Annotated in this window: 23 protein-coding genes and 1 tRNA gene; 13 read left to right on the top strand and 11 right to left on the bottom strand. The window is 74.1% G+C overall.

What is annotated here, in order from left to right; translation table 11 throughout:
* The first annotated feature begins 4 nt into the window (after window positions 1–4).
* Window positions 5–1504 (top strand): CoA-acylating methylmalonate-semialdehyde dehydrogenase, encoded by a 1500-nt coding sequence (locus OTB16_RS05130; RefSeq protein WP_267718648.1) that lies wholly within the window; start codon window positions 5–7, stop codon window positions 1502–1504.
* Window positions 1505–1653: 149 nt separating this feature from the next.
* Here the strand turns inward: OTB16_RS05130 and OTB16_RS05125 are convergent, their stop codons facing one another.
* The 4 genes from OTB16_RS05125 to OTB16_RS05110 form a co-directional block, all read right to left on the bottom strand.
* Entirely contained in the window at window positions 1654–2682 is a 1029-nt protein-coding gene (locus OTB16_RS05125) for a WxL protein peptidoglycan domain-containing protein (protein ID WP_267718647.1), read from the bottom strand.
* 90 nt (window positions 2683–2772) lie between these two features.
* Window positions 2773–4056 carry a hypothetical protein gene (locus OTB16_RS05120; protein ID WP_267718646.1) on the bottom strand — a complete coding sequence of 428 codons (1284 nt, stop codon included), beginning with the start codon at window positions 4054–4056 and terminating at the stop codon, window positions 2773–2775.
* Between the two features lie 262 nt (window positions 4057–4318).
* Window positions 4319–5542 carry a S8 family peptidase gene (locus OTB16_RS05115; protein ID WP_267718645.1) on the bottom strand — a complete coding sequence of 408 codons (1224 nt, stop codon included), beginning with the start codon at window positions 5540–5542 and terminating at the stop codon, window positions 4319–4321.
* Window positions 5543–5644: 102 nt separating this feature from the next.
* Complete coding sequence (locus tag OTB16_RS05110; protein WP_267718644.1) at window positions 5645–6058, bottom strand: GNAT family N-acetyltransferase; 414 nt, start codon at window positions 6056–6058, stop codon at window positions 5645–5647.
* A gap of 21 nt (window positions 6059–6079) precedes the next feature.
* Here OTB16_RS05110 and OTB16_RS05105 point away from each other — a divergent pair, with 21 nt between their 5' ends.
* Window positions 6080–6805, top strand: coding sequence for a nucleoside deaminase (locus OTB16_RS05105; protein WP_267718643.1), 726 nt, complete (start codon window positions 6080–6082; stop codon window positions 6803–6805).
* Window positions 6806–6876: 71 nt separating this feature from the next.
* On the opposite strand, the gene OTB16_RS05100 is transcribed toward OTB16_RS05105, so the two are convergent.
* Window positions 6877–7620 carry a 4'-phosphopantetheinyl transferase family protein gene (locus tag OTB16_RS05100; protein WP_267718642.1) on the bottom strand — a complete coding sequence of 248 codons (744 nt, stop codon included), beginning with the start codon at window positions 7618–7620 and terminating at the stop codon, window positions 6877–6879.
* A 73-nt stretch (window positions 7621–7693) separates the two neighbouring features.
* Between OTB16_RS05100 and OTB16_RS39445 the strand changes: the two genes are divergently transcribed.
* Window positions 7694–7891 carry a hypothetical protein gene (locus OTB16_RS39445; RefSeq protein WP_420717620.1) on the top strand — a complete coding sequence of 66 codons (198 nt, stop codon included), beginning with the start codon at window positions 7694–7696 and terminating at the stop codon, window positions 7889–7891.
* Here OTB16_RS39445 and OTB16_RS05090 read toward each other — a convergent pair.
* Window positions 7888–8490, bottom strand: coding sequence for a hypothetical protein (locus OTB16_RS05090; protein ID WP_267718641.1), 603 nt, complete (start codon window positions 8488–8490; stop codon window positions 7888–7890). The genes OTB16_RS39445 and OTB16_RS05090 overlap by 4 nt on opposite strands.
* 238 nt (window positions 8491–8728) lie before the next feature.
* On the opposite strand from OTB16_RS05090, the gene OTB16_RS05085 reads away from it, so the two are divergent.
* The gene (locus tag OTB16_RS05085; protein ID WP_267718640.1) at window positions 8729–9193 is read left to right on the top strand and encodes a phospholipase; all 465 of its coding nucleotides are present in this window, start codon (window positions 8729–8731) and stop codon (window positions 9191–9193) included.
* Window positions 9194–9581: 388 nt separating this feature from the next.
* Here OTB16_RS05085 and OTB16_RS05080 read toward each other — a convergent pair.
* Window positions 9582–9657: transfer RNA gene (locus tag OTB16_RS05080), tRNA-Arg, on the bottom strand.
* A 333-nt stretch (window positions 9658–9990) separates the two neighbouring features.
* Between OTB16_RS05080 and OTB16_RS05075 the strand changes: the two genes are divergently transcribed.
* The 8 genes from OTB16_RS05075 to OTB16_RS05040 all read left to right on the top strand — a co-directional run bounded on the left by OTB16_RS05075 (window position 9991) and on the right by OTB16_RS05040 (window position 20909).
* A complete protein-coding gene (locus OTB16_RS05075) occupies window positions 9991–11607 on the top strand; it encodes a dynamin family protein (protein ID WP_267718639.1) in 1617 nt (538 codons plus the stop codon).
* Between the two features lie 4 nt (window positions 11608–11611).
* A complete protein-coding gene (locus OTB16_RS05070; RefSeq protein ID WP_267718638.1) occupies window positions 11612–13462 on the top strand; it encodes a GTPase in 1851 nt (616 codons plus the stop codon).
* A gap of 98 nt (window positions 13463–13560) precedes the next feature.
* Entirely contained in the window at window positions 13561–13968 is a 408-nt protein-coding gene (locus tag OTB16_RS05065; protein ID WP_267718637.1) for a single-stranded DNA-binding protein, read from the top strand.
* A gap of 296 nt (window positions 13969–14264) precedes the next feature.
* Window positions 14265–15509 carry a thioester domain-containing protein gene (locus OTB16_RS05060; RefSeq protein WP_267718636.1) on the top strand — a complete coding sequence of 415 codons (1245 nt, stop codon included), beginning with the start codon at window positions 14265–14267 and terminating at the stop codon, window positions 15507–15509.
* A gap of 581 nt (window positions 15510–16090) precedes the next feature.
* A complete protein-coding gene (locus OTB16_RS05055) occupies window positions 16091–17572 on the top strand; it encodes a bifunctional phosphatase PAP2/diacylglycerol kinase family protein (RefSeq protein ID WP_267718635.1) in 1482 nt (493 codons plus the stop codon).
* A 408-nt stretch (window positions 17573–17980) separates the two neighbouring features.
* Window positions 17981–19645, top strand: a complete 1665-nt coding sequence (ettA, locus tag OTB16_RS05050) for an energy-dependent translational throttle protein EttA (protein ID WP_267718634.1) — start codon at window positions 17981–17983, stop codon at window positions 19643–19645.
* An 11-nt stretch (window positions 19646–19656) separates the two neighbouring features.
* Window positions 19657–20121 (top strand): acyl-CoA thioesterase, encoded by a 465-nt coding sequence (locus OTB16_RS05045; protein WP_267718633.1) that lies wholly within the window; start codon window positions 19657–19659, stop codon window positions 20119–20121.
* Window positions 20118–20909 carry a DUF8010 domain-containing protein gene (locus tag OTB16_RS05040; protein WP_267718632.1) on the top strand — a complete coding sequence of 264 codons (792 nt, stop codon included), beginning with the start codon at window positions 20118–20120 and terminating at the stop codon, window positions 20907–20909. The genes OTB16_RS05045 and OTB16_RS05040 overlap by 4 nt, the downstream gene beginning before the upstream one ends.
* Window positions 20910–20931: 22 nt before the next feature.
* Here the strand turns inward: OTB16_RS05040 and OTB16_RS05035 are convergent, their stop codons facing one another.
* Window positions 20932–21336, bottom strand: coding sequence for a globin (locus OTB16_RS05035; RefSeq protein ID WP_267718631.1), 405 nt, complete (start codon window positions 21334–21336; stop codon window positions 20932–20934).
* Between the two features lie 137 nt (window positions 21337–21473).
* Between OTB16_RS05035 and OTB16_RS05030 the strand changes: the two genes are divergently transcribed.
* Window positions 21474–22472 (top strand): methyltransferase domain-containing protein, encoded by a 999-nt coding sequence (locus OTB16_RS05030; protein WP_267718630.1) that lies wholly within the window; start codon window positions 21474–21476, stop codon window positions 22470–22472.
* Here OTB16_RS05030 and OTB16_RS05025 read toward each other — a convergent pair.
* Genes OTB16_RS05025 through OTB16_RS05015 form a run of 3 tightly spaced genes read right to left on the bottom strand, consistent with a single transcriptional unit; the run spans window position 22469 to window position 26550 of the window.
* Complete coding sequence (locus tag OTB16_RS05025; protein ID WP_420717619.1) at window positions 22469–23590, bottom strand: FHA domain-containing protein; 1122 nt, start codon at window positions 23588–23590, stop codon at window positions 22469–22471. The genes OTB16_RS05030 and OTB16_RS05025 overlap by 4 nt on opposite strands.
* Window positions 23591–23604: 14 nt before the next feature.
* Window positions 23605–24930, bottom strand: a complete 1326-nt coding sequence (locus OTB16_RS05020; protein WP_267718629.1) for a VWA domain-containing protein — start codon at window positions 24928–24930, stop codon at window positions 23605–23607.
* A gap of 33 nt (window positions 24931–24963) precedes the next feature.
* Complete coding sequence (locus OTB16_RS05015) at window positions 24964–26550, bottom strand: protein phosphatase 2C domain-containing protein (protein WP_420717618.1); 1587 nt, start codon at window positions 26548–26550, stop codon at window positions 24964–24966.
* Window positions 26551–26553: the final 3 nt, after the last annotated feature.

Below are 26553 nucleotides of genomic sequence, written 5' to 3'. Positions count from 1 at the left end.
AGGCATGAAGACCGTCAACCACTGGATCGGTGGCAAGACCGTCGAGGGCGCGTCGGGCAACTACGGCCCGGTCACCGACCCGGCCACCGGCGAGGTCACGACCCAGGTCGCGCTCGCCTCCGCCGAGGAGGTCGACGCGGCGGTACGGATCGCCCAGGAGGCGTTCGCGTCCTGGGGCCAGTCCTCGCTGGCCGCCCGCACCAAGGTGCTGTTCGCCTACCGCGCCCTGCTCGACGCCAACCGTGACGCGATCGCCGAGCTGATCACCGCCGAGCACGGCAAGGTCCACTCGGACGCGCTGGGCGAGGTCGCCCGCGGCCTGGAGATCGTCGAGCTGGCGTGCGGGATCACCACCCAGCTCAAGGGCGAGCTGTCGACGTCCGTGTCCAACCGCGTGGACGTCTCCTCGATCCGCCAGCCGCTCGGCGTCGTCGCGGGCATCACCCCCTTCAACTTCCCGGCGATGGTGCCGATGTGGATGTTCCCGCTGGCCGTGGCCTGCGGAAACACCTTCATCCTCAAGCCGAGCGAGAAGGACCCCTCGGCCGCGAACAAGCTGGCCCAGCTGGCCACCGAGGCCGGTCTGCCGGCAGGTGTCCTCAACGTCGTCCACGGTGACAAGGTCGCCGTCGACGCGCTCCTCGCCCACCCCGGCATCTCGGCCGTCTCCTTCGTCGGCTCCACCCCGATCGCCCGCCACATCCACACGACCGCCTCCGCCAACGGCAAGCGCGTCCAGGCGCTGGGCGGCGCCAAGAACCACATGCTCGTCCTCCCGGACGCCGACCTGGACGCGGCCGCCGACGCGGCCGTCTCCGCCGCGTACGGCTCGGCCGGCGAGCGCTGCATGGCGATCTCGGCCGTCGTGGCCGTCGGCTCCATCGCCGACACCCTCGTCGACAAGATCCGCGAGCGCGCCGAGAAGATCAAGATCGGCCCCGGCAACGACCCGGCCTCTGAGATGGGCCCGCTGATCACCGCCGCCCACCGCGACAAGGTCGCCTCGTACGTCGAGGGCGCGGCCGCCCAGGGCGCCGACGTGATCCTGGACGGCACCGGCTACACGGTCGAGGGCAACGAGAACGGCCACTGGATCGGCCTCTCACTGCTCGACAACGTCAAGACCGACTCCGACGCCTACCGCGACGAGATCTTCGGCCCGGTCCTGTGCGTCCTGCGCACCGAGACGTACGAGGAGGGCGTGGCCCTCATCAACGCCTCGCCGTTCGGCAACGGCACCGCGATCTTCACCCGCGACGGCGGCGCCGCCCGCCGCTTCCAGCTGGAGGTCCAGGCGGGCATGGTCGGCGTCAACGTCCCGATCCCCGTGCCGGTGGGCTACCACTCCTTCGGGGGCTGGAAGGACTCGCTCTTCGGCGACCACCATGTCTACGGCAACGACGGCATCCACTTCTACACCCGCGGCAAGGTCGTCACCACCCGCTGGCCGGACCCCTCGGACGCCCCCGACGGCGTGGACCTGGGCTTCCCCCGCAACCACTGACGCGGGCCGCCGCCCACGCCCACCGAGCACCCCGAACCGCGGACCCCCGGCCCACCCTCACCGGCCGGGGGTTTCCGCTGCCCGGGTCGTCGGCGGCGCCGCTCCCGGTGCCGCCCCCGTTCGCGCGTCCGTTTCCGTCCCCGGTCCCGTCAGTGCACCCGGGCCACGTCCGGTGCGGAGGCGGGGAGTTCCGCGTCGCGGGCCCGGCGCCGGTGCAGCGCCCACAGGGCGGTACCGGCCCCCGCGAGCACCAGCAGCGCGCCCGCCGCCGGCCACGGCACGGCGACGAAGTCCGCCTCGGCCGCGGAGACCAGATCGGGGTGGGCCGCCGCGCCCGCGGCGACGCGTACCGTCACCCAGTCGGACTGCGGCGCGTCCGGCCAGGCCTCCGTCAGCTCGACGCGCTGCCCCGGCAGCAGCACCAGCTTCAGCTCGCGGGCCGGCCGGTCCAGCACCTCGCGCCCGAACAACCCCTCGGCGGAGACGGTGACGCGGGGCTCGACGACGACGTTCCCCCGGTTGACCAGGGCGTACGTGATGGTCGCGCGGGCGTCCTGGATCCACGGCAGCGGCGGCGCGGACCGGCTGACCCGCACGTCCTCCACGCTCAGCCCCGCGGTCACCGGCCCGGGGACCCGGAAGTACAGCCGGGCGCCCACCGAGCGCTTCACCCCGACCTGGACCTTGCCCTCCTTCCGCACGCCCTCCACCTCGGTGTTCAGGACCACGATCCCCCCGACGTGGTCGCCGGGCGTCGTGTCCTGCGGCACCTTCACGGTGAACGGGACGTCCTTACGGCCCTTGGGAGGCACGGTGACCGTGCCCGCCGCCTCCGGCGGCAGGGCGATCCAGGTGCCGATGTCCTTGGGCTTCGTCTCCACGGGCAGCAGCGCGAAGGCGCCGCCCGACGGGGTGTTCACGGCGTCCGTGGCGAAGACCTGGAACGTCAGCTCCCGGTCGGAGGAGTTGATGATCGTCGCGCTGTCGGCGACGGTCGTCCCGGCCGCGCCCTGGTGGAAGAAGTACGCCCGGTCGGTCATCGCCGCACCGGCCGGCGGGGTCGGGAAGACCCCCCAGGTGCCGTTGTCCGCCGCCGTCGCGACGGCGGCGGGGAGCAGGCCCGCGCCCAGCAGGAGCAGGCTGACGAGCAGACCGTACAGAGGGGTGCGGGTGCGCATGGGCGGGTCTCCAGTCGCGGCGGACAGGGCAAAGGCGGTGCGGCGCCGGAGCGCCGCACCACCCTGGACGGAGCGAGCGGGCCGTACGGGTCAGGCGATGGAGAAGGTGACCACCGACTGGTAGGTGTCGGCGAACATGAACGGCGGGAGCTGGATCATCCCCGCGCCGCCGACGGCGAACTCGCCACCGGTCAGCTCGTCCCCGCCGGCCGCCTGGGAGGCGATCTTCATCGGGGTGTCGGAGATGGCGCCCGGCGTACCGGCGGAGCAGGTGCTCGGGCTGTCCGCGTTGGTCACGGTGCAGGACGGCTGGATGCCGAGCTGCGCCTTGGTCATCGAGTGGCCCGTGGTCTCGTTCAGGAACGGGGTACGGGTCGCCGTGACGTCCCAGCCGAGGGTGCCGCCGCGGAAGTCCTGGACGGACATCGCGGTGAACTGGCCCACGACCGACTGCGACTTGCCGTTGATCGTCACCTTGCCGAAGTCGACGGCCGGGTTGCCGCCCTGCGGGCCGATGGCCAGCGGACCGGGCAGGACCTCGACGTCGACCGGGTTCTTCACGCCGGGCTGGTCCTCGACGAAGACGAAGTCCTTGTACGGCTTGATCGCGCCGTCGATCCGGATCTTGTCGGCCTTCTTGGTGACGGTGACGCCGCAGTCCGCGACGCCGTTCGCCGCAGCCGTGCCGGTGCCGGTGTCACCGGTGGGGACGTCGTTCAGGAGGGCGGAACAGGTGACCGCGCCGGGGGCGAAGTTGGCGCCGGTGACGGCGACCGTGGTGCCGGCCTTGCCGCTGTTGGGCGTCAGCCTGGTGGTGATCGGGTCCTTGGGCAGGGCCTCCACGGCGACCGAGCCGAGGGAGGCGCTGGGGCGGGGGGCCGGGGTGCACGTCGTGGTGAAGACCGAGCCGGAGAGGTCCGCGTCGGTCACCGCGAGGTCGAGGGCCACGTTGACGGTGGTGCCCTCGGTGCCGTCCGGGATCTTGATGGTGCCGGAGAACGCCTTCGGGTCGAGCGGCTGGCCGGCCACGACACTGACGGTCTCGGGCGGGCTGGTGACCACCTGGGTGGTCGCCCCGACCTTGAGGGTGATCTTGGAGGTGTTCACCGTGGTGACGGAGAAGCCGGGGATCAGCGGGCTCGCGCCCGGATCGATGGTGATCGGGACGACGTCGCCCGCCTTGGCGCCGTCGGGCAGCGTGACCGTGAAGTTCTGGTTGCCGGAGCCGTCCGGCTGCGGCGCGGGGGCGTCGCAGTTCTCGAAGACGGCGGTGGTCTTGGTCGCGGCCTGCGCCGAGCCCGCGAGGCCCACCGCCCCACCCGTCAGGGCCAGGGATAGGGCTCCCGCCCCGGCCAGCACTCTTCGTCTGAGCATTCTCGTACTCACTGGGTCGCGACTCCTTCGTCATGACGAACCCCTCCCCCCACCCGCTGTGTGGGGGAGGCCGAGCCGGTGCGGTGGCCGACATTGACGCGTCGCGGTGATGAGAAGTCAATGGCTTGCTTTCGCCCGAAGGACACACACATTGATGTCCCATCAGGTCGGGTCCGGCGGAGGAGTTCCCGCGGGAGGGCGCGGAAGGAGCGGTTCCGGGCCGTTGGGGCGGTCCGGAACCACTGGAAACGGCCAGGTGCGGTCAGCGGTCGGCCGGCGTGTGCAGCAGCAGGTTCGGCGTGCCGGCTGGCAGGCCGGTGATCCGGTCGGACACGGCGCTCCGTACGAGGGCCCGGGACACCTCCGCCGGGGTGCGGGCCGTACCGCCCGCCAGGACCAGCGCCGCGACGCCCGCCACGTGCGGGGCCGCCATGGAGGTGCCGGAGGCGCGGGCCGTGGCGGCGGAAGACCCCTTCCAGGCCGAGACCACGCCCACCCCCGGTGCCGAGAGGTCCACGCAGGGGCCGTGGTTGGAGAACCCCGCGCGCCGGTCCGCTGCGTCGGTCGCGCCGACGGTGACGGCCTGCGGGACCCGGGCCGGGGAGCCGGCGCAGGCGTCCTTGCCCGCGTTCCCGGCGGCCGCGGTGAAGGTGATCCCGGCGGCGACGGCCCGCGTCACCGCGGCGTCGAGGGCGTAGCTGGGGGTGCCGCCCATGCTCATGTTCGCCACCGCCGGAGCGGCGGGCGCGGCCGAGGCGTCCTTCACCAGCCATTCCAGACCGCGCAGGATGCCCGACAGCCGCCCGGATCCCCTACAGTTCGCCACCTTCACCCCGACCAGCGAGACGCCCTTGGCGACCCCGTACGTCGTCCCGCCCACGGTCGCCGCGACGTGCGTGCCGTGGCCGTTGCAGTCGCCGGAAGTCTCCAGCCACACCGCGTTGTAACCGCTGCGGGCCCGGCCGCCGAACTCCTGGTGGCGGACGTTGATCCCGGTGTCCACGACGTAGACGGTGACGCCCTCGGCCTTGGAGGCGTACGTGTACGCGCCGTCGAGCGGCAGCTCGCGCTGGTCGATCCGGTCCAGTGGCCAGGGGGCCAGCGGCTGCGTGTCGGCGGTGTGGAACTCCGCGTCCGGCTCCACGGAGGCCACCCGCGGATCGGCGGCGAGGGCGGCGGCCCGGGCGGCGGTGGTGCGGACGGCGAAGCCGTTCAGGGCGGTGCCGTAGACGGACCCGACCTCGTCACCAGCCTCGGCCGCCTCGGCGGCCAGGGCGCGGGTCGGCGCGCGGGGGGTGGTGTCCTTGAGGACGACGACGTACGGGGCGTACGGGGCGTACGGGTCGGTGGAGGTGCTGGCGGTGCCGGCCCCGGCGGCCCCCGGGGGCGGTGCGGCGGCCGTGGTGAGCGCGGCGAGGAGTGCGGCTGCGGCCGGGAGCAGTGCGATCGGTGACGTCAGTGCGGTCAGTGCGGTCAGTGCGGTCATGCGGCCGATGCTCGGCGAGCGGTGACGCGGGCGCGCGGAGGGTGCGCCGAGTGGGCGCACGACACGCCGCCGGGAGGGCTACTGCCGGGGCCCCGGGGGCGGTTACGGAGCCAGGGGCCAGCCGCGCATCGTGAAGACGCCCTCGTCGACCGCGCCGGCGGAGCCGTAGGTGGCCAGGGCGGCCTCGTTGTCGGTGTCCACGCCCACCCACATGCCGTAACAGCCGCGGGCCCGGGCCTCCTCGGCCAGGGCCAGGGTCAGGGCGCGCCCGATCCCGCGGCGCCGGTGGCCCTCGTCCACGGAGAGCTCGTAGAGGCACATCTCGGTGCCCTTGTCCGGGTGGCTCATCTCGACGCCGGAGACCATGCCCGCGGGCACGCCGTCGACGTAGGCGATCAGCATCAGGTGGCCCGGGGCCGCGAGGAAGCGCTCCGACCAGTCCGTGCGGGCGGGCCCGTCGAAGAGAGCCTCGGCGGCGGTGAGCTCGGCAGGCGTGAGGGCCGGGCGGATGTCCATGGGGGTGACGATAATGGCCGTATGGCACAGGGGCAGTTGGATTTCGGCACGGCGTGGCGGACGGCCCCGGCGGGGGTACGGAGATCGCTCGCGCGCGCCTACGAGGGGCTGACGGCGGGCGGCCTCGCGGTGGGGGCGGCGCTGACGGACGCGGTGGGGGCGGTGCTGTGCGAAGGGCGTAACGAGGCGTACGAGGAGGGACCCGGGAACGGCCCCCTGCGCGGTACGCCGCTGGCCCACGCCGAGATGAACGCGCTCGGCGCCGCCCGGACCGGCTGGGACCTCGGCGCGGCGGTGCTGTGGAGCACGCAGGAGCCGTGCGGGATGTGCGCGGCCGCGGCGCGGTTCACGGGGGTCGGCGCGGTGCGGTACCTGGCCCCGGACCCGTGGGCCCTGGCGACCGGCGCGCCGGTCGGGACGGGCGCGCCGGGGGCCTGGGGCGGGGCAGGTGCTTCGGGTGCTTCGGGTGCTTCCGGTGCTTCCGGTGCGGAGCTGGTGGGCGAGGCGGTGTGGCTGCTGGCGGCGAACGCGATGTTCCTGCGGAGCGTGGCGGTGGCGGCGCGGGGCCCGGGCGAGCCGGAGATCCTGACGCGGCAGCGCGCCGTCGAGCCGGAGACGGCCGCCCTGTACGACCGGGTGGCACCGGGCATGCCCACGGACCGTTCGGTGGAGGAGTGGCTCGACGGCATCTGGCCGGGCCTCCGCGCCGGGGCCGAAGCGCGCGACCGGAGGCTGGCCCGCCCCTGACGGCCGTCCCGCGAGACGCAGTACCGAGCGCCGCGGGACGGCGGACCCTTCCGGGTCACGGCGCGGGCGCCCTAAGCGGGACCGGCTGCGCCGCCCGTGGTCGCAGCGGCGTCGCCCGGGGTGGCGACGGCGACGGCCGCCGCGTAGCCCGCCGGGGCGGCGAGGTCCGTCAGGGTCCAGCCGGGAAGGGGTGCCGGGGCGGGCGCGGAGCCGATGTACGGGTCGACCAGCCCGAGGGCCAGGCCCGCGCCGGTGCCCTTGAGGTAGGCCTCCTTGCGGGACCAGAGCCGGGCGAAGGCGATCTCCCGCGCCGAATCGGGGAGCACGGACAGCTCGGCGGTCTCCGACGGGTGCAGGCTGTTCACCACGCTGGCCAGCGTCGTCGCGTCGGGCACCTTCTCCACGTCGATGCCGACCGGCAGCCGGGCGAAGGCGAAGTAGGCCAGGTCACCGCTGTGCGAGAGGGAGAAGTGCACCGCGCCCCCGGCCACGGCGGGACGCCCGTGGGGGCCGCCGCAGCACGGGCAGTCCTCCCGGACCAGACTGACCTGTTCGGGCGCCAGCCCCAGGTAGCCGCCGAGCAGCACCCGAAGCCCCAGGTGCGAGGCGACGTAGCGGAGCCGGTCCCCGGGGCGCACCAGCCGGGCGGCCCGGTCCCTCTCGCCCGCGTCCAGGACGTCGCCCGCCCGGTCGACCGGGCGGCCGGCGACCTTGGCGAGCGTGGTGTCCAGGGACCACACGGCCACGGCCCGGCCCCGGGGGAGCCCCCCGATCTGGGGCGCGTCACTGCCGAGTTGGTTCACGTGCTCGATCACCTGACGAGGGTAGTCCAGGAGTCGGTGGGACCGACTGGCCACCCTCGTGCCTTCGGACACGGGGGAGTGCGTCGTGCGGAGTGCCGTGGTCACAGCGGAGGGCGACCGCATCCGCTGGGCCGAGCTGCCCTCCCGGGTGTCGACGCCCCGGAAGCGGCGGGGATTCGCGGTACTGACCGTCCCCGACTGCGGGCACGACATCATGCTCGACAACCCGGACGGTTTCGCGCGAGCCACCGCGACGGCACGTGCGGCGCCTGACACTTCCTAGCGGCGGGGCTGCCCGGCCGGGACCGCGCTGGTGGCGCCACCCGAACCGCTGCCCGAAGCACCTCCCGTACCGCTGCCCGTACTGCCTCCCGAGCCGTCGCGGGGTATGCCGTTCCCGGTCTTCGCGCCGGGGGACAGGGTGCCGTCGGTCCAGGCGTAGACCCGCTTGCCGCGCACGGCGACCTGGTACTGGCGCTGGTCCCGGCATTCGGGCCGCGCCTCGGCCCGTATGCCGTCCGGCCACCACCGGGCGCCCAGATCGGGGTCCTCCACCTTCCCCGGTGTGCCCGAGGCGCACTGCGGGCCGTCCAGGGGGGTTTTGCCGAGCGTGAACCGGATCAGCCGGGCCTCGCCGGTGGTACGCACCTTCATCCGTACGTGCGTGGCGTCCTTGGGTATCCAGGACGGCAGGTCGAACTCCTGCCGTCCGCGCCGCACGGGGGCGTCCGCGGCGGTCGCGAACTGCCTGCCCTTCTCGTGGAACACGCGGTCGTTGACGACGTCGGTCACGGGGTTGGGCGGGAGGTTGGGCAGCGCGAAGGCGCCGATGGCGAGGACTCCCACGGTGGCGGCGGCGATGACGAGCGGACGGCGGTTCATGCCCTCCAGTCTCGGCGGGGCACCCCCTCCCGCGCGTCCCTCCCCAGGACGAATCCCGCCTCTGCCGAAAGTCTCACACGCGTCATACCTGAGAGCTGTGGCCAACGCCGGGGCGGTGCGGTAGCCCGGTCCAGTAACCCCTTGCCCCCCGGAGCAGTTGGCCCGAGGGCGGACCACCGCCCCCCACCGGCCCCGAGGGCGGACCAGCCGCCCCCCCACCCTGCTCCGAGGAATGCCCATGCGCCGCCGTCGCCTCGCCCCTGCTCTCGTCTCGGCGGCCACGGCCGCCCTGCTCGCCCTCGCGCCAACTGCGTGGGCGGCAGCGGCCGTTCCGGCGGACAAACCCCTGGTGCTCGACCGCTGGACGCAGACCAGTGCCGCCAGCTATGAGTCGTGGGCCGAGGCGCGCGCGCACCGGACCACCTGGACCGCGTACGGGTTCGACTGGTCCACCGACTTCTGCACGTCCTCCCCGGACAACCCCTTCGGCTTCCCGTTCGCCGACGCCTGCGCGCGCCACGACTTCGGTTACCGCAACCACAAGCCGGCCGGGCTGTTCCCGGCCGCCAAGGCCCGCCTGGACGAGGCGTTCCACGCCGACCTCACCAGGGTCTGCGCGCGGTACTCGGGTACCCGCAAGGGTTCCTGCGACGGCACGGCGTGGACCTACTACCAAGCCGTCAGGCTCTTCGTCATCTCCTAGCCGCGAGCCGGGCACACCCCGTACCACCCGCCCGGCGAACTGGCTGAATGACGGGGTCCGGCCGGGCGGATCCACGGCCGGTCGGGGAACGAAGTTCCGGCCCGGCCGCCCGGATACGCCCGATGTGTCCCCCGGCGGCCCGTCGGTTCGGAGCGGCGGCTCGAGGGCCGGCGGAGGCTTCGCCGGTGTGCCGGAGCCGGGCCGAACGCCGCCGGGAATCCCGCCGCGCGGACACCGTGACCGCTCGCGAGAAGGCGGCGGCAGCCGGGCGGCCCCGCCCCCGCCGACGGATCCCCGGGGCTTACGGCGGCGCTACACCACTCCCGCTAGGGTGCCTCTGACCTGCACGAAAGCCCTCCTGGAGGGAGGGCTTCGAGGGGTGGAGAAGTGGTGCCCCCGGCAGGACTCGAACCTGCGGCCAAGTGCTTAGAAGGCACCTGCTCTATCCACTGAGCTACGGGGGCCGGAAGGTGGCCGTGGTGGGCCTGGAGCCCCTGGTGGGGGTGGGACTGCGGTCCGTGCCGGGTCAAGGATAGGGCTCCGGTTGCCTTGTCCCGGTTGCTTCACTCGCGTGCCACGATGTGGAGGTTCGGTGAAGCGGTCCCGATAATCGCAGGCAGGTGCGATTCTCGCATCGCTTTTGCGCCGCGACGCCCCGGGTGTTGTGTACTCGTTATGCCTGCGCCCCACTCGTCCGCCGTGCCCCGGGATGTCCCGCTGGGGTAGCGGTCGGCGCGCAGAGGACGTATAAGCTTCAAAAATGGCCCAAAATTGGGCATTCTTCGCATGTGGTGACCTTGGATGTTCGGCCTCAGCTGCTCGATGCCCTGTCCGCCCTGCGCGACCGGGTCGCGTCCGTGCGTCTGCCGCTGCCCCTGCCCGGCGCTCCGCGCGCCCGCCAGACCAGAGCCGAGCTGCTCGCGCAGCTCGACGACTACCTCGTACCCCGGCTGAAGGCGCCCGAGGCGCCGCTGCTCGCCGTTGTCGGCGGGTCCACCGGGGCCGGAAAGTCCACCCTCGTCAACTCCCTCGTCGGGCGGCAGGTCAGCGAAGCCGGCGTGCTGCGCCCGACCACGCGCACGCCCGTCCTCGTCTGCCATCCGGATGACCACCACTGGTTCGCCGGGATGCGGGTCCTCCCCGATCTGATGCGGGTCTGGATCCCGCACGGAGAGGAGGAGGACGTCCCCATGGGCGCGTCCCGGCTCCCCGACCGCGGCCGGAGGGACACCCACGCGACCCGCGAGCTGCGGGTCGAGACCATCTCCACCCTCCCGCGCGGCCTCGCCGTCCTCGACGCACCCGACATCGACTCCCTCGTCGTCGAGAACCGGACGCTCGCCGCCGAACTCATCTGCGCCGCGGACGTCTGGGTGATGGTCACCACCGCCTCGCGGTACGCCGACGCCGTCCCCTGGCACCTGCTGCGCACCGCCAAGCAGTACAAGGCCACCCTCGTCACCGTCCTCGACCGTGTCCCGCACCAGGTGCTCGCCGAGGTCTCCCGGCAGTACGGGGCGCTGCTCACGCGGGCCGGGCTCGGCGACGTACCGCGGTTCACGGTGCCGGAACTGCCCGAGTCGGCCGGCGGGGGCGGGCTGCTGCCGGCCAGCGCCGTCGCACCGCTGTACGCCTGGCTCGCCCACCACGCGCAGGACCCGGCCGCCCGGCAGTACGCCGTCGGGCGGACCGCCCTCGGCGCACTGGACTCCCTCTCGCGGCGGATGCCGGAGCTCGCCTCGGCCGTCGCCGCCCAGTACGCCGCCGCCGTACGGCTGACCTCGGCCGTGGAGGACGCGTACAAGCGGGAGGGCAAGCGGGTCCGCAACCGCCTCGACCGCGGCGCCGTACTGGCCGGGGACGCGCTGACCCGGTGGCGCGGCTACCCGCTCGACACGAGCGCCGACGAACTCCTCGACTCGCTCGCCGAGTCGCTCACCGCCCTGCTCCAGTGCGCCGTCGCCGCCGCCGACGAGCGGATCGCCGACGCCTGGCGGCGCGAGCCGGCCGCCGGGGCGGTGCCGCTGCCCGCGCCCGACCGGGAGGCGGGAGAGCGCATCGGCATGGCCGTCCGGCGCTGGCGGCGCGTCCTGGAGGAACTCGCCGAGGAGGAGGTGGCGCGGCTCGACAAGCAGCCGGCCCCCGACCCCGACGCCGTCGCCGCGCTCCTCGTCGCCGCCCTCCTCGGCGGCAAGCGGGCCCGGCCCGCCGGGGAGAAGCTCGCCGAACGGATCGGCGTACAGGCCGCCGTACGGCTGCGCGACCGGGGCGGGGAACTGGTCGGCGACCACCTCGACCAGGTGCTGCGCGCCGAACGCGACCGGCGGCTCGCCCCGCTGGAGGCGCTCGAAGTGACCCCGGAACCCCAGGCCGAGCTGATCGCCGCGCTGTCCGTACTGCAGAAGGAGAGGTGACGCGGTGACCGCCCTGACCGACCGGACCGACGACCGCTGGGACGACGGACTCATCGCACGCTCGCGGCCCCGGCCGGTGGACCGGCCGGAGAACGGATCCGAACCGGGCGACGGGACCGAGGAGGGCGACGAGGCGCTCGTACGCGCCGTCTCCGGCGCCGGCAACGACGGCGGCAAGGCGCCCGCGCCCCCGCTCAGCCCCGAGGGGCAGGCGCTGCGGCTGCGCCTCGACGCGCTGCGCCAGCTCGTCGGGCTGTCCCGGACCCGCCTCGACGGCAAGACCCTCGCCGAGGCCGGCCGGGTCCTGGACGAGGCGGCCGCACGGCGCGGACTGTCGCCGCAGCACACGGTCGTCGCCATCGCCGGAGCGACCGGAAGCGGCAAGTCCACGCTCTTCAATTCACTCGCCGGGGTGCAGATTTCCGAGACGGGGCTGCGCCGGCCGACGACCGCCGCGCCCATCGCGTGCAGTTGGTCGGACGGGGCGGCCGGCCTGCTGGACCGGCTGGAGATCCCCGGGCGGCTGCGGCGCCGGCCCCGCGAGACCTCGGAGGCGGAGGCGTTGCGCGGCATGGTCCTCGTCGACCTGCCCGACCTGGACTCGGCGGTCGGCGCCCACCGCGACCACGTGGACCGGGTACTGGCGCTGGTCGACGCGGTGGTGTGGGTGGTGGACCCGGAGAAGTACGCCGACGCCGTCCTGCACGAGCGCTACCTGCGGCCGCTCGCCGGGCACGCGGAGGTCACCTTCGTGGTGCTGAACCAGGTGGACCGGCTGCCCGGGGAGTCCGCCGACCTCGTACTGGACGACCTGCGCCGCCTCCTCGACGAGGACGGCATCGCACTCGGCGAACACGACGAGCCCGGCGCCACTGTCCTCGGCCTGTCCGCGCTGACCGGCGAGGGCGTCGGGGAACTGCGCGAACTCCTCGGACAGTTCACCCAGGAGAAGGGCGCCGCGACCCGGCGCATCTCCGCCGACGTCGACCGGGCGGCCGTGCGGCTGCGCCCGCTGTACGTCGCCGACGGGCACCCCGGACCCGAGATCGGCGAGACGGCGCGCGCCGAGTTCGAGGACCGGCTCGCCGAGGCGGTCGGGGCGTACGCGGCCGGTCTCGCGGCCGAGCGCGCCTGGCGGCGCAACGCCGGAAAGGCGTGCGGAACCCCGTGGCTGCGGCTGTGGCGGTGGTACGAGGACCGCCGCGCCCCCCGGACCCTGGCGGGCCTCGCCGCCCTGGCGGCGATCGGCGGCCGGGGCACGGTGGCTCCGGAGGCACCGGCGGAGGAGGAGGTGACCGCACGCCAGCGGGTGGAGCAGGCCGTACGGGTCGTCGCCGACGAAGCGGTCACGGGCCTGCCCGATCCGTGGGCGCAAGCGGTACGGGAGACGGCAGTGCGCGGCGCCGAACGGCTCCCGGAGGCGCTGGACGAGATCGCGGTGACCCTCGGCGCGGCGGTGGCGGTGCCGAGCGTGAAACCGCCCCGGCCCACGTGGTGGCCGGCGGCGGTGCTCGGGCAGGCGGCCATGACGCTGCTGCAGATCTACGGCGGTCTGTGGCTGGTCGGGCAGATCGTCGGGGTCCTGGAGCCGAGGCTCATGCCGCCGGTACTGCTGATGGTGGCCGGCATCATCGGCGGGCCGCTGGTGGAATGGGCCTGCTCGATCGCCGCCCGGGGCCCGGCCCGGCGGTACGGCCAGGACGCGGAGCGAAGGCTGCGGCAGGCGGCGGCCGGATGCGGCCGCGCCCGGGTGCTGGAGCCGGTGGCGGCGGAACTGCTGCGCTACCGGGAGGTGCGCGAGCAGTACGCGGCGGTGGCCGCAGGGGGGAGCCGGTTGTCCACAACCCGTCAGTAATCCACAGGCCGCGGCGGGATCCGGCGGCCGCCCCCAGCATGGTTCCCACCCCGTGCGGACGGTCCGCACGACGGGGAACGAGGGGGAGGGCGGCCGGGATGAACGACACCCTGGTGACGCTGGTGGGCCACGTGGCCACGCAGGTCGACTACAAGGAGACGCCGAACGGTCCGTCGGCGAGGTTCCGCTTCGCGGTGACGCCGAGGTACTTCGACCGGCGCAAGGAGGTCTGGGCCGACGGAGCCACCAGCTTCTACACCGTGTGGGCGCGGCGGACGCTCGCCCTGAACCTCGCCGGGTCGGTGTCGGTCGGCGAACCGCTGGTGGTGCACGGCAGGCTGAGGGTCCGGGAGGACCCGCCCGAAGGGGAGGGCAACCGGTGGTTCTCGGCCGACATCGAGGCGACGGCCGTCGGACACGACCTGAACCGCGGAACCGCGGCCTTCCGCAGGGTCGTCACGACGGACACGCCCCTGATGGTCAATCAGAGGGCGGCGGTGGGCTGAGTGTTCGAGGTGGATAGGATTCCCCGGTACTCACGGGCACCTGGGCCTTCGGCCCGAAGGGGAAGACTGTGTCGATTGCCGTTCCCGCATTCTCCGCTCCTGATTCCGCTTCTTCGCGTCCTGGCGGCCTTCCACCGGCCGGTCCGTCTCCCGCCGGCTCTCGCGCAGGCGGTACGAGTTCTCCGGCCTGCCCGGCTTCTGGGGCCTCTCCGGTTTCGCCAGCCTCTCCGGCCTCATCTGTCCCGCCGGCCTCTCCGGCCGAGGCCGCGCGGTCCGTCGCGCGCCGCCCGCTGGCGGTGGCGCTGCTGGCCGCCGCACTCGCCGCCGCCCCCGGAGCGCAGGCGGCCGCCGACTCCGATCCGGTGGGCTCCCGGGCCCCGGAGGGCGCGAGCGCCGTCCTGGACGGGCTGAAGACGTACGGCCAGGCGGTCCTGCACTCCGGCGACGGATCGGTGCGTCGGATCCCGGCCGGGCTCTACGAGATGCGGGTCGACGGCGGCGGCATGCTCCAGACGTACGGGGTCGGGGTGGAGGGCAACGCGCAGCCCCAGGCCCGGTACAACGAGAGCGGCTGGAGCGGCAGCCCGCTGGCGGCCAAGGGCGAGGCGGGCCGGATCCGCTGGGTCCTGGAGCACTCCTACCCCCAGCTGAACGATCTGGCCGGTCTCGCCAAGGCCGCCGGTGCCGCAGGGCTCACCGCGGAGAGCGCCGCGGCGGGGACCCAGGTGGCCATCTGGCGCCTGGCCGACGGGGCCCGGGTAGAGGCCGCGGACCCGGAGGCCGAGAAGCTGGCCGACTACCTCCAGCGGGCGGCGGGCCGGCTGCCGGAGCCGCCCGCTTCGCTGGCGCTGGACCCGGGCGACGTGACCGGGCCGGTGGGCACGCGGCTCGGCCCCGTGACCGTCCGGACCGGGGCGCGCAGCGTGTCCGTCATCCCGGACGCGGCGGCCGTCGCGATGGGGGTGCGGGTGGTGGACGCCGAGGGGAAGCCGCTGGAGACCGCCGCCAACGGGAGCCGGCTCTACTTCGAGGTGCCGGCGGGGACTCCCGACGGGTTCGCCTCGGTCACCGTGCAGGGCGCGACGAAGGTACCGGTCGGGCGGGTCTTCACCAGCGGGGTCCCGGCCCAGGCGCAGATCGTGGCCGGCTCCAGCGAGTCGGCGGCGAAGGCGATGGCCACGGCGATGTGGCCGGCCGTCCCGGCGGCCGAGACGGCCACGGCGGGTACCGCGGCCGCCACGACCTCCGGAACGGGATCGGAAGCGGCTTCGGGAGCGGGCTCCGGGACGGCTCCGGGAGCGGCCGCGGGGACGGGCTCCGGAACGGCCTCCGGAACGGGCTCCGGGCCGTCGGCGATGACCCTGGGCTCACAGTCGGCCGCCCTCTCGCCGGACTCCCCGGACGAGGACCGCCTGGCGTCCAGCGGGAGCTCGGCGGCGACCCCGGTCATCGCCTCGCTGGCGGTGGGCCTGGTGGTTCTGGGCGGCCTGGTCGTACTCCTGCTCCGCAAGCGCCCGCTGGAGGGAGAGGACCAGGCCTGACCCGGCCCGGGGGGCCGGTCCGACTCGGTCTCGGCGCGTCCGGTCCGACCCGGTCCGACCAGACCCGGTCCGACCCTCGGCCCGACCAGACCCGGCCTGACCAGACCCGGCCTGACCAGACCCGGCCCGGCCCGGCGAGCAGACCCGGCCCGGCCCTGCTCGCCGGGCCCGATCGGCTCCCGGCGCCGCGCCGCGCCGCGCCGCGCTGGGCTGGGCGCCCGGGACCCGCTGGCGGTCCGCAACGGCCGGCGCATGGCCGCGGCCGGGCGGGGGTGGGGCCTGGAGCGGCTGGTGCCTGGTTGCGGCAGCGGCCGGGGGCCGCGCCCGGCCGAGCAGGGCGCCGCCCGGGCGGTTTCCGACGGCCGGGCGGCCCGGACGGCCGTGTTCCGACCGTCTTGCGCCCGCCCGCCCGGCCTGCCGGCACCGGCCAGTCGGGGTCTCCAGGCCTCCGGGCCGCTTCGCCGGTTCGTGCGGACCGGGGCCGCTCCGGCTCTCTCCCGGGTCGGTCCGGGGCGGCGCGACGCCCGGTCTGTCACCTGTCCGGCTGATTTCGGGCCGCCGACCGGGGGTATGGGCAGGAAATGGTTGATCAGGAACTGACCTGGCGAGGCGCGGTCGCACGATGGGACCGCGAACTGTTCGACATGGTGGCCCGGCGGCACTGGCCCGGCGCCGACCGGGTGCTGCCGAGGCTCGGGCGGGCCGCGAACCACGGGGTGCTGTGGGGCGGGGCCGCCGCGGCGATCGCCGTGTTCGGGTCGGCCGGAGCACGCAAGGCCGCCGTACGGGGGGTGGCCTCGCTGTCCCTGGCCTCCGCGACCATCAACACCGTCGGCAAGTGGTCCGTGCGCCGAGCGCGGCCGCTTCTCGACGGGGTGCCCGCCGTACGGCGGCTGTCGACGCAGCCGCAGACCACCTCGTTCCCCTCCGGGCACTCGGCGTCCGCCTTCGCCTTCACCGCCGGGCTGGCGCTGGAATCGCCCGGCTGGGGTGCCGTGGTGGTCCCGGTCGCGGCTTCGGTGGCGTTCTCCCGGGTGTACACGGGGGTCCACTACCCCTCAGACGTGCTCGCGGGCGCCGCGCTGGGCGTGGCGGCCGGGTTCGTCGTACGGCGGCTCGCGCGGGACGCGCAGGAGGCCCGGGTCGTGCCGGGAGACGAACGCACCGCCGTCGGGGCGCCCGTCCTGCCCGACGGGGAGGGGCTCACGGTGGTGGTCAACACCGGATCGGGCACGGCCGCCAGCGCGGGCCTCGACGTGCTGCGCTCCCGGCTCCCCAAGGCCGAGCTGGTGGAGTGCGGCGGCGCGGAACTGACCGCCGAGCTGGCGGCGGCGGCCTCCCGGGCCACCGTGCTCGGGGTCTGCGGCGGCGACGGCACCATCAACGCCGCCGCCACCGCCGCGCTGCGCGCCGGGGTACCGCTCGCGGTGTTTCCCGGCGGCACCCTCAACCACTTCGCGCTCGACCTCGGCCTCGCCGGAGCCGCGGACACCTGCCGCGCCGTCGCCGCGGGGGAGGCCGTACACATCGGAGTGGGCCGGTTCACCCCGGGACCCGGGGGCGGCGAGTCCGGCTACTTCCTGAACAACTTCAGCATCGGCGCGTACCCCGAGCTGCTCGGCCACCGCCTCCGCTGGGGTCCGCGGATCGGCGGCGGTCCGGCCGCGCTGCTTGCGGCCTGGCGGGTGCTGCGCTCCCAGCGGCCCGTACGGCTGCGGCTGGCCGGGCGGCCCCGGAGCGTGTGGCTGCTCTTCGCGGGCAACGGCACCTATCACGGCACCGGTCCCACACCGCGCCGCCGCGACAACCTCGGCGAGGGCCTCCTCGACCTCCGCATCGTGTACGGCGGCGGACGGCCCGGCCCCCGCCTGCTGGCGGCCGCGTTCGCGGGCCCGTTGAGCCGTTCCCCCGTCCACACGGCGACCCGGTTGCGCAGCCTGCGCATCGGGGACATTCCGTCCGGTACCCCGCTGGCGTACGACGGGGAGTACGCGGAGGCGACCGCCGCGCTGGTGCTCGAGGAGCTGCCGGACGCGCTCACCGTCTACCGGCCACGGACGTGACTCCTCTATTTGAACCTGTTCGATTCTGGTCCTGAAGTCATCTGCAGTGCCCCGAATCCAAGATCGTCAGGTCTTGGAGCGCCCAAAAGCAGTTGTTTGTCGGTGACGGTGCGGGTACCGCGCTCGTGGCCGGTGCGGGCCTCGTGCTCGCCGCCCGACTGCGCCGCCAGGGCTCCGGCGCCTGAGGAACCCCGCACTCCGCGCCGGTGGCGCGCCCGCCACCACCGGCGCGCCACGGGCGCGGACGTCCGTACCGGTGCCGGTGGCGTCCGGTGATGACCAGAGGGTGAGACCCGCCCCCGGCCTCGCCCCAGCTCAGGGGGTCTGACCTACCCATTCGCCCGTAGGTATGGACGGCTGGCAAGATGGGGTGTATCTGCCCACCATCGATCTGCCGGACGGTTTCTCTTGGCTGAGTTCATCTACACCATGCGCAAGACGCGCAAGGCGCACGGCGACAAGGTGATTCTTGATGACGTCACCCTGAACTTCCTGCCCGGCGCGAAGATCGGTGTGGTCGGCCCGAACGGTGCCGGTAAGTCCACCGTTCTGAAGATCATGGCGGGCCTGGAGCAGCCGTCCAACGGCGAGGCGTACCTCTCGCCCGGCTTCACCGTCGGCATCCTCATGCAGGAGCCCAAGCTCGACGAGTCGAAGACCGTTCTGGAGAACGTCCAGGACGGCGCCGCCGACACGATGAAGAAGCTGCACCGCTTCAACGAGGTCGCCGAGCTGATGGCGACCGACTACACGGACGCCCTCCTCGACGAGATGGGCAAGCTCCAGGAGGACCTGGACCACTCCAACGCCTGGGACCTCGACGCCCAGCTGGAGCAGGCCATGGACGCCCTGGGCTGCCCGCCCGGCGACTGGCCGGTCACGAACCTCTCCGGTGGCGAGAAGCGCCGTGTCGCGCTCTGCAAGCTGCTGATCGAGGCCCCGGACCTGCTCCTCCTCGACGAGCCCACCAACCACCTCGACGCCGAGTCGGTGAACTGGCTGGAGCAGCACCTCTCGAAGTACGCGGGCGCCGTGGTGGCCGTCACCCACGACCGGTACTTCCTGAACAACGTCGCCGAGTGGATCCTCGAACTCGACCGCGGCCGCGCCCTGCCCTACGAGGGCAACTACTCCACGTACCTGGAGAAGAAGGCCACCCGCCTCAAGGTCGAGGGCCGCAAGGACGAGAAGCGCCAGAAGCGCCTCAAGGAAGAGCTGGAGTGGGTGCGGTCCAACGCCAAGGGGCGTCAGACCAAGTCCAAGGCCCGTCTCGCCCGTTACGAGGAGATGGCGGCCGAGGCTGACAAGATGCGGAAGCTGGACTTCGAGGAGATCCAGATCCCGCCGGGCCCGCGTCTCGGCTCGATCGTGGTCGAGGTCAACAACCTCTCCAAGGCGTTCGGTGACAAGGTCCTCATCGACGACCTGTCGTTCACGCTGCCGCGCAACGGCATCGTCGGCATCATCGGCCCCAACGGCGCCGGCAAGACCACGCTGTTCAAGATGATCCAGGGCCTGGAGACGCCGGACTCCGGCGCCATCAAGGTCGGCGACACGGTCAAGATCAGCTACGTCGACCAGAGCCGCGCCAACATCGACCCCAAGAAGACCCTCTGGGCGGTCGTGTCGGACGAGCTGGACTACATCAACGTGGGCCAGGTCGAGATGCCGTCCCGCGCGTACGTCAGCGCCTTCGGCTTCAAGGGTCCGGACCAGCAGAAGCCGGCCGGCGTCCTGTCCGGTGGTGAGCGCAACCGCCTCAACCTGGCGCTGACGCTCAAGGAGGGCGGCAACCTGCTGCTCCTCGACGAGCCCACCAACGACCTCGACGTCGAGACCCTGTCCTCGCTCGAGAACGCGCTCCTCGAGTTCCCCGGTGCGGCCGTGGTCATCTCCCACGACCGCTGGTTCCTGGACCGGGTCGCGACCCACATCCTCGCCTACGAGGGCGAATCCAAGTGGTACTGGTTCGAGGGCAACTTCGAGTCGTACGAGAAGAACAAGGTCGAGCGTCTCGGTGCGGACGCGACCCGTCCGCACCGCGCCACCTACAAGAAGCTGACCCGAGGCTGAGGTCGAAGGCCATGGCCAGACATCACTACCGGTGCCCCCTCCGCTGGGCGGACATGGATGCCTTCGGGCACGTCAACAACGTCGTCTTCCTCCGCTATCTGGAGGAGGCGCGCATCGACTTCATGTTCCGCCTGGCGCCGGGGGAGGGCAGTGAGTCCTTCACGGGCGGATCCGTCGTGGCCCGCCACGAGATCGACTACAAGCTGCCCCTCGTGCACCGCCACGAGCCGGTGCTCATCGAGTCCTGGGTGACCCGGATAGGCGCCGCGTCCCTGACCATCCGCTACGAGGTCAAGGACGAGGCGACCGACGAGCGGCCCGAGACGGTCTACGTGCGCGCCGAGACCGTGGTCGTGCCGTACAACCTCGCCGAGGGGCGGCCCCGCCGCATCACGGCCGAGGAGAAGCTCTTCCTCGAGGAGTACCTCGACAAGCCCGAGGCCCCGAAGAGTTCCGGAAGGCGCCTCGCGGCATGAGTGAGCAGCTGCGCTTCGCCGATCCCGGGGAGGCGGCGGACCTCGCCGCCTTCCTGGGCCGGCTGGTGCACTACGACCGCGCCGCCGCGGTCCGCCTCCAGGCGGGCGGCGGCGCGCTCGCCGTCTTCGGGCGGCCGCCCTCCTTCGAGGTGCTGGCCGTCCGCTCGGTCCGGCTCGCCGCACCCGTCTCCACGCCGCTGGACCTGACCGTGTCCGCCGGCGAGCTGCTGGAGTACGTGGACGAGGCCTCCGCCGCGGCCTCGGTGCCCGGGCCGGTCACCGGACCGCCCTGGACCGGGGTCCTCCCGCCCCGCGGCGGCTGGCGACAGCTGGACGGGCTGCCCGGCCCCGAGGCGGTACGGGCCGCCGTGGCGGCCGCCGTCGCCGAGTTCCGGACCCGGGACGCGGCCCTGCCCGCGCAGCACCGGACCCGGTCCGAGCGCGACCGCATCGGCCGCGAGATCTGGTCCCGCCCCCTGGGTGACACCGAGCTGCCGATGCGCGCCGTGCACGCCGCGCAGTCGCTGGGCTTCCTGCGGGCGGTACGGGTTCCGGCACCCGTACCGGCGTCCGGTTCCGCTGCCGCGTCCGGTTCCGACCCCGTGACCGGTTCCGCTTCCGGCACGGCCTCCGCGCCCGTGTACGTGCCCCCGTCCTCCCCGGTCGCGCTGCTCGCCGCCGGGAACTGGCTGCGGCTGCGGACCCCGTACGGCTCCGTGGCCCTGCGCCGCCCCGGCGGTGCCGGCGGTCTCGGCGGTCTCGGCGGCCTCCAGGTACGGCCGCTCTAGCCGGTCCCGTACGGAATGCGCCTCAGTCGGCGGTGTTGATCATCGACGCGGCCGCGTACGTCAGGTACTTCCACAGTTGCGCCTCGTGCTCCGGGGCCAGCCCCAGCTCGTCCAGCGCGACCCGCATGTGCTTCAGCCAGGCGTCGTGCGCCGCCGCGTCCACCTGGAACGGCGCGTGCCGCATCCGCAGCCGCGGGTGGCCCCGGTGCTGGCTGTAGGTCGTCGGACCGCCCCAGTACTGCATAAGGAACAGGGTGAACCGCTCCTCGGCGGGCCCCAGGTCCTCCTCCGGGTACATCGGGCGCAGCAGAGGGTCCTCCGCGACCCCCTGGTAGAAGCGCCGGACGAGACGGCGGAAGGTCTCCTCGCCGCCGACCTGCTCGTAAAAGGTCTGCTCCTGAAGCGTGCCCCGCGGAATCTCATTCACCCGACCATCGTCTCAGACGCCCGGACGGAGGACCGGGGTCCTAGGACCCCCGACGGATCCCCCGCAGCCCCCGACGGATTCCCAGGCAGGATCCCCGAGCGGTCGCACGCCGGCGTCCCGCGCAGGACAGTGGAGGCATGGCCGCACACACCGCGGGTCCCGGGGCCCGCGATCTGCGGGAGGCCGCGCACGCCGCCCAGGTCCGCGAGCTGACCGCCGCCGGAGCGCTGGACGATCCGGACTGGCGGGCGGCGTTCACCGCGGTGCCCCGGCACGTGTTCGTCCCCTACTTCTGGACCGGCCGCGGCGCGGGCCACGAACGCCTCTGGTCCGAGGATCCCGACCCCAGGCAGCGGGCCCGCTGGCTGCGCGGGGTCTACGCCGACGCCCCGCTCGCGACCCGGCTGCGCGACGGCGAGCTGATCTCCTCCAGCAGCCAGCCGTCCCTGATGGCGAGGATGCTGGAGGCGCTCCGGGTGCGCGACGGGGACAACGTGCTGGAGATCGGCGCGGGCACCGGATACAACGCCGCCCTGCTCTGCCACCGGCTCGGCGAGGACCTCGTGACCACCGTGGACCTCGACGAGGAGATCACCGAGTCCGCACGGGCCCATCTGGCCCGGCTCGGCTACCGGCCCGCCGTCGTCACCGGCGACGGGGCGCGCGGATGTCCCTCCCGGGCCCCGTTCGACCGGATCATGGCCACCTGTACGCTGCCGCTGGTCCCGTACGCCTGGCTCGGCCAGTGCCGGCCGGGGGCGCGGATCCTGGCCCCGCTGGCGACCGGCCTGATCGCGCTCACGGTCCGCGACGCGGACTTCGCCGAGGGCGGCTTCCTCCAGACCCCGGCCTACTTCGTCCCGCTGCGCGGCGCCACGGCGGCGCCGACCGGGACTGCGTACGGGGACCCGTACGACCTGGTGGACAACGAGCGGTTCCAGTTCCTGCTGGTGCTGACCGCGGGGGTCCTGCACCCCCGCGAGGCCCTGGACCTCTGGCGGCGGGAGGACCGCCCGGCCCGCGAACGCTTCGGCGTCACGGTCACCGCGGAGGGCCAGTGGTCCTGGCTCGACGACCCCGGGGGCCCGTACGTGTGGCCCCTGGGGTCGTCCGGCGGGGGTGAGGCCGTTGTCTAGCCGCGGCGGACGGTGATCGTGGTCCAGGCGCCGACGTGGACGCGGTCCCCGTCCGCGAGCGTGACGGGGACGTAGGGCTGGATCGGCTCCTCGCCGCCGTTGATCGTGGTGCCGTTGGTGGAGTTCTGGTCCACCACCGCCCAGCTGAGGTCCGGCTGCTGGACCAGGACCGCGTGCTGGTGGGAGACGCCCGGGTCCTCCGGGGGCACCGACAGGTCGATGTCGGGCGCCTCGCCCGTGGAGGCGCGGCGGCGGCCGATGGTGATCTGGCCGCCGGACAGCGGGAGGTGCTGCTCCGGTGAGTACGCGGGCAGGTTGAGCGCGGCCGCCTCCGGGCCGCTGCGCTGCATCATCGCCATGAAGTACGAGCGGTCCGGGCCGATCGTCGCCGACCAGGAGCCGCCGCCCTGGGGCGCGAAGGACTGCGGCGGGTGGGGCTGGTGCTGCTGGTACTGCGGCTGGTGCTGTTGCGGCGGGTACTCCTGGTACTCCTGCTGCGGGGGCTGCTGCTGGTACTGGTGCTGCTGCGGAGCCTGCTGGTACTCCTGCTGCGGCTCGTGCGCGGGCGGGGGGAGCAGCCAGTCGTCCTCGCGTTGGAGCGGCTCGGCCCCGCGGTTGACCCGGGAGGGCCGCGAGCCCTGGTACTCGAAGTGGTCCTGGGAGTACGCGCCGGGATGCTGCGCGGGCGGCGCCGGCGGCGGGAGGGGCGTGACGCCGGGACCGGGGGTGTTGGCCTGAGGGCCCTGGCCGTGTGAGCCCTGGCCCTGGCCGTGTGAGCCCTGGCCCTGGCCGTGTGAGCCCTGGCCCTGCGGCCCCTGGTCCGGGGTGGCGGGCGGGGCGTACGAAGTCGGCGTACGCGTCAGGAAGTTGTACCGGCACTCCTCGCAGAACGGGGCCATGGCCTCGCGCGGGGTGCGGCACTGCGGGCAGAGTTCGGCCTGGGCGGTCGGCTCACCGGCGGTCGGAGGGTAGCCGTAGCCGTAGGAGGGCGCGGCGGGGGCGCTCTCCCGGGCAGCCATGCGGTGGCCGCAGACCTCGCACCAGTCGTCGGAGGCGGACTGGTGCCCGTTCGGGCAGGTCGGCATGGCGGCGCTTCCCCCTTCTTCTCCCTGCGTCATCACGTCAGGTCTTCTCAGGTCTTCTTCACTCGGACGGTCTGGGTCGACCGGGTTTCGAGAGTCATCTCGTCGGCGTCGGTGACCCTGGCTTTCAGCCGCACAGTACCCGCCACCGCATCCACGACATCCACCACCTTCGACAGAAGCTTCGCGGTGTCGGCGTTTCCGGACACGCTCGCCAATTGCACCGCCCGGCCGAGCTTGGCCGTGGCGCCGTCGACATCGCCCAGTTTGCGGGCTTCCAGGCCCTGCTGGATAGCCTGCGCGAGCTCCGCCTGCCCGGTGTAGTGAGCGACTTGGGGGTTGATGGCGGTCGACGCCGCCAGGTCGTCCGTCCACACCGCCCGGACCAGCCCCTGGGCCAGTACGGTCGCCGGCTCGCCGGCCGTTCCCGGCAGGACGAGCGTGGCGCGGGCCGCGAGCATCTCCTGGCCGACGGAGGCGCTCGGGACGCGCACGCACACGTGGTACTCGCGGGACTCGTCGCCCCAGGAGCCGGTCGGGTAGTCGCCGGCCCGCGGGCCGGCCTCGGTGCGGCGGTCCGTCAGGTCCTGGACCGCGGGCGCGACCTGCTTGACGTACTGGATCTCCACGCCGACCGGGGTCCACAGGCGCAGCGCGACGTCCGCGACCTCCTTGCCCATGACGTTCTCCATCATGTGCGTGAAGTCCCCGGCGAGGTGCGCCGGGTCGGCCACGATGTCGGCCGAGCCGAGCAGCGCGCTCGCGATCTGGGTGACCTCCTTGACCTCCCAGTCGGTGCCGACCCCACGGGCGTCGCAGGTGAAACGGCCCGCGCAGGCGTCGAGGGTGGCGCGCAGCACGGCCGGCTCCTCGTGCTCGTTGCGGCCGTCGGTGAGCAGGATGCCGTGCCGGATGACGGCCGCGGACTGGCGCAGCAAGCCGTCGGCGAGGCGCAGCCAGGTGCCGATGGCGGTGCCGCCGCCCGAGCTCAGGCCGCGCAGCGCCTCCTTGGCCTCGGCGCGGGTGGCCGGCCCGGCGACGGCGAGGCGGCCCTGGCCCGGGTAGACCTCCTTGGCCACGTGGGTGCCGGCGATCACGGCGAAGGAGGTGCCGTCGCGCAGGGTGTCCACGGCGGCGGCCGTGGCCTCGCGGGCCCCGCGCATCTTCTCGGGCGGGTACTCCATCGACCCCGAGCAGTCGACCATGATCACGACGGCTGCCGTGCCCTGGAGGGCCGACGCACGGGTGGCCGTGGCCCCGCCGGTGGAGGTGGCCGTGACGATGGCGTGGACGTCCCGCCCGCCCTCGGGCAGGAACTCGTTCTGGTACACCTCCAGCGTGAAGCGCGGGGCGCTCGGCTTGGCGAAGTTCGCCATCGGTCGGTCTCCTAGAAGGCTCGGGCGGGCTGGTCAGGCCTGCGCGCGTGGTTCCGGTTCCGCTTCGGGTCCGGCTCCCGGTTCCGGTCGGGGCTCGGGCAGCGCCGCGAACGGCACGATGGCCACGGTGACGTTGTCATGGCCACCGCCGTCCAGCGCGTGCCCCACCAGCACCTGCGCACTGTGCAGGGGGCGGACGGCGGCGTCCGCGGGGAGCACCCGGGCAATGTCCCGGGCGGACTCGGCGTAGTTCCAGAGGCCGTCGGTGCAGACGACGACCACGCCGGGGTGGTCCGGCTTGAAGGTGGCGGTGTGCGGTTCGAGGTCGTACGCGTCGGCGCCGAGCCAGCCGGTGATCGCGTGCGCGCGGACGTCGGCGTAGGCCTCGGCCTCGCCCATCAGGCCGGCCGCGACCATCTGCGCCGCCCAGGAGTCGTCCTCGGTGAGGCGGCGGGGCAGGGCGGCCCGGTCGTCCGGCACCCAGTACGCGCGGCTGTCGCCCACCCAGCCGATGGTCAGCAGCCCGCTGCTGACGACCGCGCCGACCAGGGTGCAGGCGGGGGCGTTCTGCGCGCCCGGCGTCTCCGGGGCCAGCGCGTTCACCGCGGTGGCCGCGGCCAGGATCGCCTCGTGCATGGCCTCCTGGGGGTGCGCGCCGCGGGGCAGCGCGTCGAGCAGGGCCTCGTTCGCGGCGGCGGCGGCGGCCGCCGACGCCTCGTCGGGGCGGCTCGCGGAGGAGACGCCGTCGCAGACGATGGCCACGGTGGCGGCGGAGCCGTCGGGCAGGGCGGTGGCCGCCACGGCGAATGAGTCCTCGTTGCGGTGGTGGCGCAGCCCCCGGTCGCTGACGGCGGCGACGCTGCCGAGCTCCTCCTCCTGGTGGTCCCGCTCCCGGGGCTGGGCGTGCCCGCAGTGCTCGCAGTAGCCGTCGGTGTCCACGTGCCCCGCCCGGCAGGCGACGCAGGTCTTCCCGCCGGCGGGAGTCCCCTCGGGCGGTGTGCCGTCGCCGCCCTGGCCGGCGCCCTGCGGGGTGCCGTACGGGTCCCCGTGGCCCGGGTCCGTCCCCCGCGGCGCGGCGTACGAGCCCTCGTGCCCGGAGGTCGCGCCCTGCGGGGTGGCCTGGGGGCCGTCGTACCGGTGGTGTTCCTCCGCCGGGCCGGCGGAGGACTCCGGGCCGGTGTCCCCGGCGTCCCCGGGCTCCCCGGGGGGTCTCCCGGGGTGGCCGTACCGGGCGGCGGGTGCCGGTGCCGCCGCGGGGGGCGCGGGGGGCGCGGGCGGGGTGCCGTACGCCGGCTCGCCGCCGGTGCCGTACGGGGTGCCCGGGTCCGGCGGGGCGACGGCCCAGTCCGCGGGGTCGCCGACCAGGGTCGGCGCGGCCGAGGCCACGCTGCCCCAGCCGGGAGCCGGTTCGGCCGCGTCGTAGCCGTCGCCGGCCGGGGCCGGGGCCGGGGCGGGCGCGGGAACCCCGCCCGGCGACGGCGGGAGCGGGATGGTCGGGTGGTCCGCGGCCGGAGCCGGGGGAGGGGCGGTGACGGCGTAGCCGCAGACGCCGCAGAAGCGGTCACCGTCCTCCAGGGGTTCCGCGCAGCCAGGGCAGCCCGACAGCCGATGCATCGACATCAA

The sequence above is a fragment of the Streptomyces antarcticus genome (genome assembly GCF_026627255.1).
Taxonomy (GTDB): Bacteria; Actinomycetota; Actinomycetes; order Streptomycetales; family Streptomycetaceae; genus Streptomyces; species Streptomyces antarcticus.
This window is presented reverse-complemented; position numbering and strand designations above follow the sequence as displayed.

Excerpts from the sequence above, each read along its gene's own strand:
- OTB16_RS05120 (WP_267718646.1), bottom strand. The coding sequence starts at position 4,056 with ATGCTCAGACGAAGAGTGCTGGCCGGGGCGGGAGCCCTATCCCTGGCC.
- OTB16_RS05085 (WP_267718640.1), top strand. The coding sequence starts at position 8,729 with ATGCGCCGCCGTCGCCTCGCCCCTGCTCTCGTCTCGGCGGCCACGGCC.
- OTB16_RS05030 (WP_267718630.1), top strand. The coding sequence starts at position 21,474 with ATGGCCGCACACACCGCGGGTCCCGGGGCCCGCGATCTGCGGGAGGCC.
- OTB16_RS05065 (WP_267718637.1), top strand. The coding sequence starts at position 13,561 with ATGAACGACACCCTGGTGACGCTGGTGGGCCACGTGGCCACGCAGGTC.
- OTB16_RS05055 (WP_267718635.1), top strand. The coding sequence starts at position 16,091 with ATGGTTGATCAGGAACTGACCTGGCGAGGCGCGGTCGCACGATGGGAC.
- OTB16_RS05115 (WP_267718645.1), bottom strand. The coding sequence starts at position 5,542 with ATGACCGCACTGACCGCACTGACCGCACTGACGTCACCGATCGCACTG.
- OTB16_RS05090 (WP_267718641.1), bottom strand. The coding sequence starts at position 8,490 with ATGAACCGCCGTCCGCTCGTCATCGCCGCCGCCACCGTGGGAGTCCTC.
- OTB16_RS05105 (WP_267718643.1), top strand. The coding sequence starts at position 6,080 with ATGGCACAGGGGCAGTTGGATTTCGGCACGGCGTGGCGGACGGCCCCG.
- OTB16_RS05045 (WP_267718633.1), top strand. The coding sequence starts at position 19,657 with ATGGCCAGACATCACTACCGGTGCCCCCTCCGCTGGGCGGACATGGAT.
- OTB16_RS05130 (WP_267718648.1), top strand. The coding sequence starts at position 5 with ATGAAGACCGTCAACCACTGGATCGGTGGCAAGACCGTCGAGGGCGCG.
- OTB16_RS05025 (WP_420717619.1), bottom strand. The coding sequence starts at position 23,590 with ATGACGCAGGGAGAAGAAGGGGGAAGCGCCGCCATGCCGACCTGCCCG.
- OTB16_RS05040 (WP_267718632.1), top strand. The coding sequence starts at position 20,118 with ATGAGTGAGCAGCTGCGCTTCGCCGATCCCGGGGAGGCGGCGGACCTC.
- OTB16_RS05015 (WP_420717618.1), bottom strand. The coding sequence starts at position 26,550 with ATGTCGATGCATCGGCTGTCGGGCTGCCCTGGCTGCGCGGAACCCCTG.
- OTB16_RS05020 (WP_267718629.1), bottom strand. The coding sequence starts at position 24,930 with ATGGCGAACTTCGCCAAGCCGAGCGCCCCGCGCTTCACGCTGGAGGTG.
- OTB16_RS05125 (WP_267718647.1), bottom strand. The coding sequence starts at position 2,682 with ATGCGCACCCGCACCCCTCTGTACGGTCTGCTCGTCAGCCTGCTCCTG.
- OTB16_RS05110 (WP_267718644.1), bottom strand. The coding sequence starts at position 6,058 with ATGGACATCCGCCCGGCCCTCACGCCTGCCGAGCTCACCGCCGCCGAG.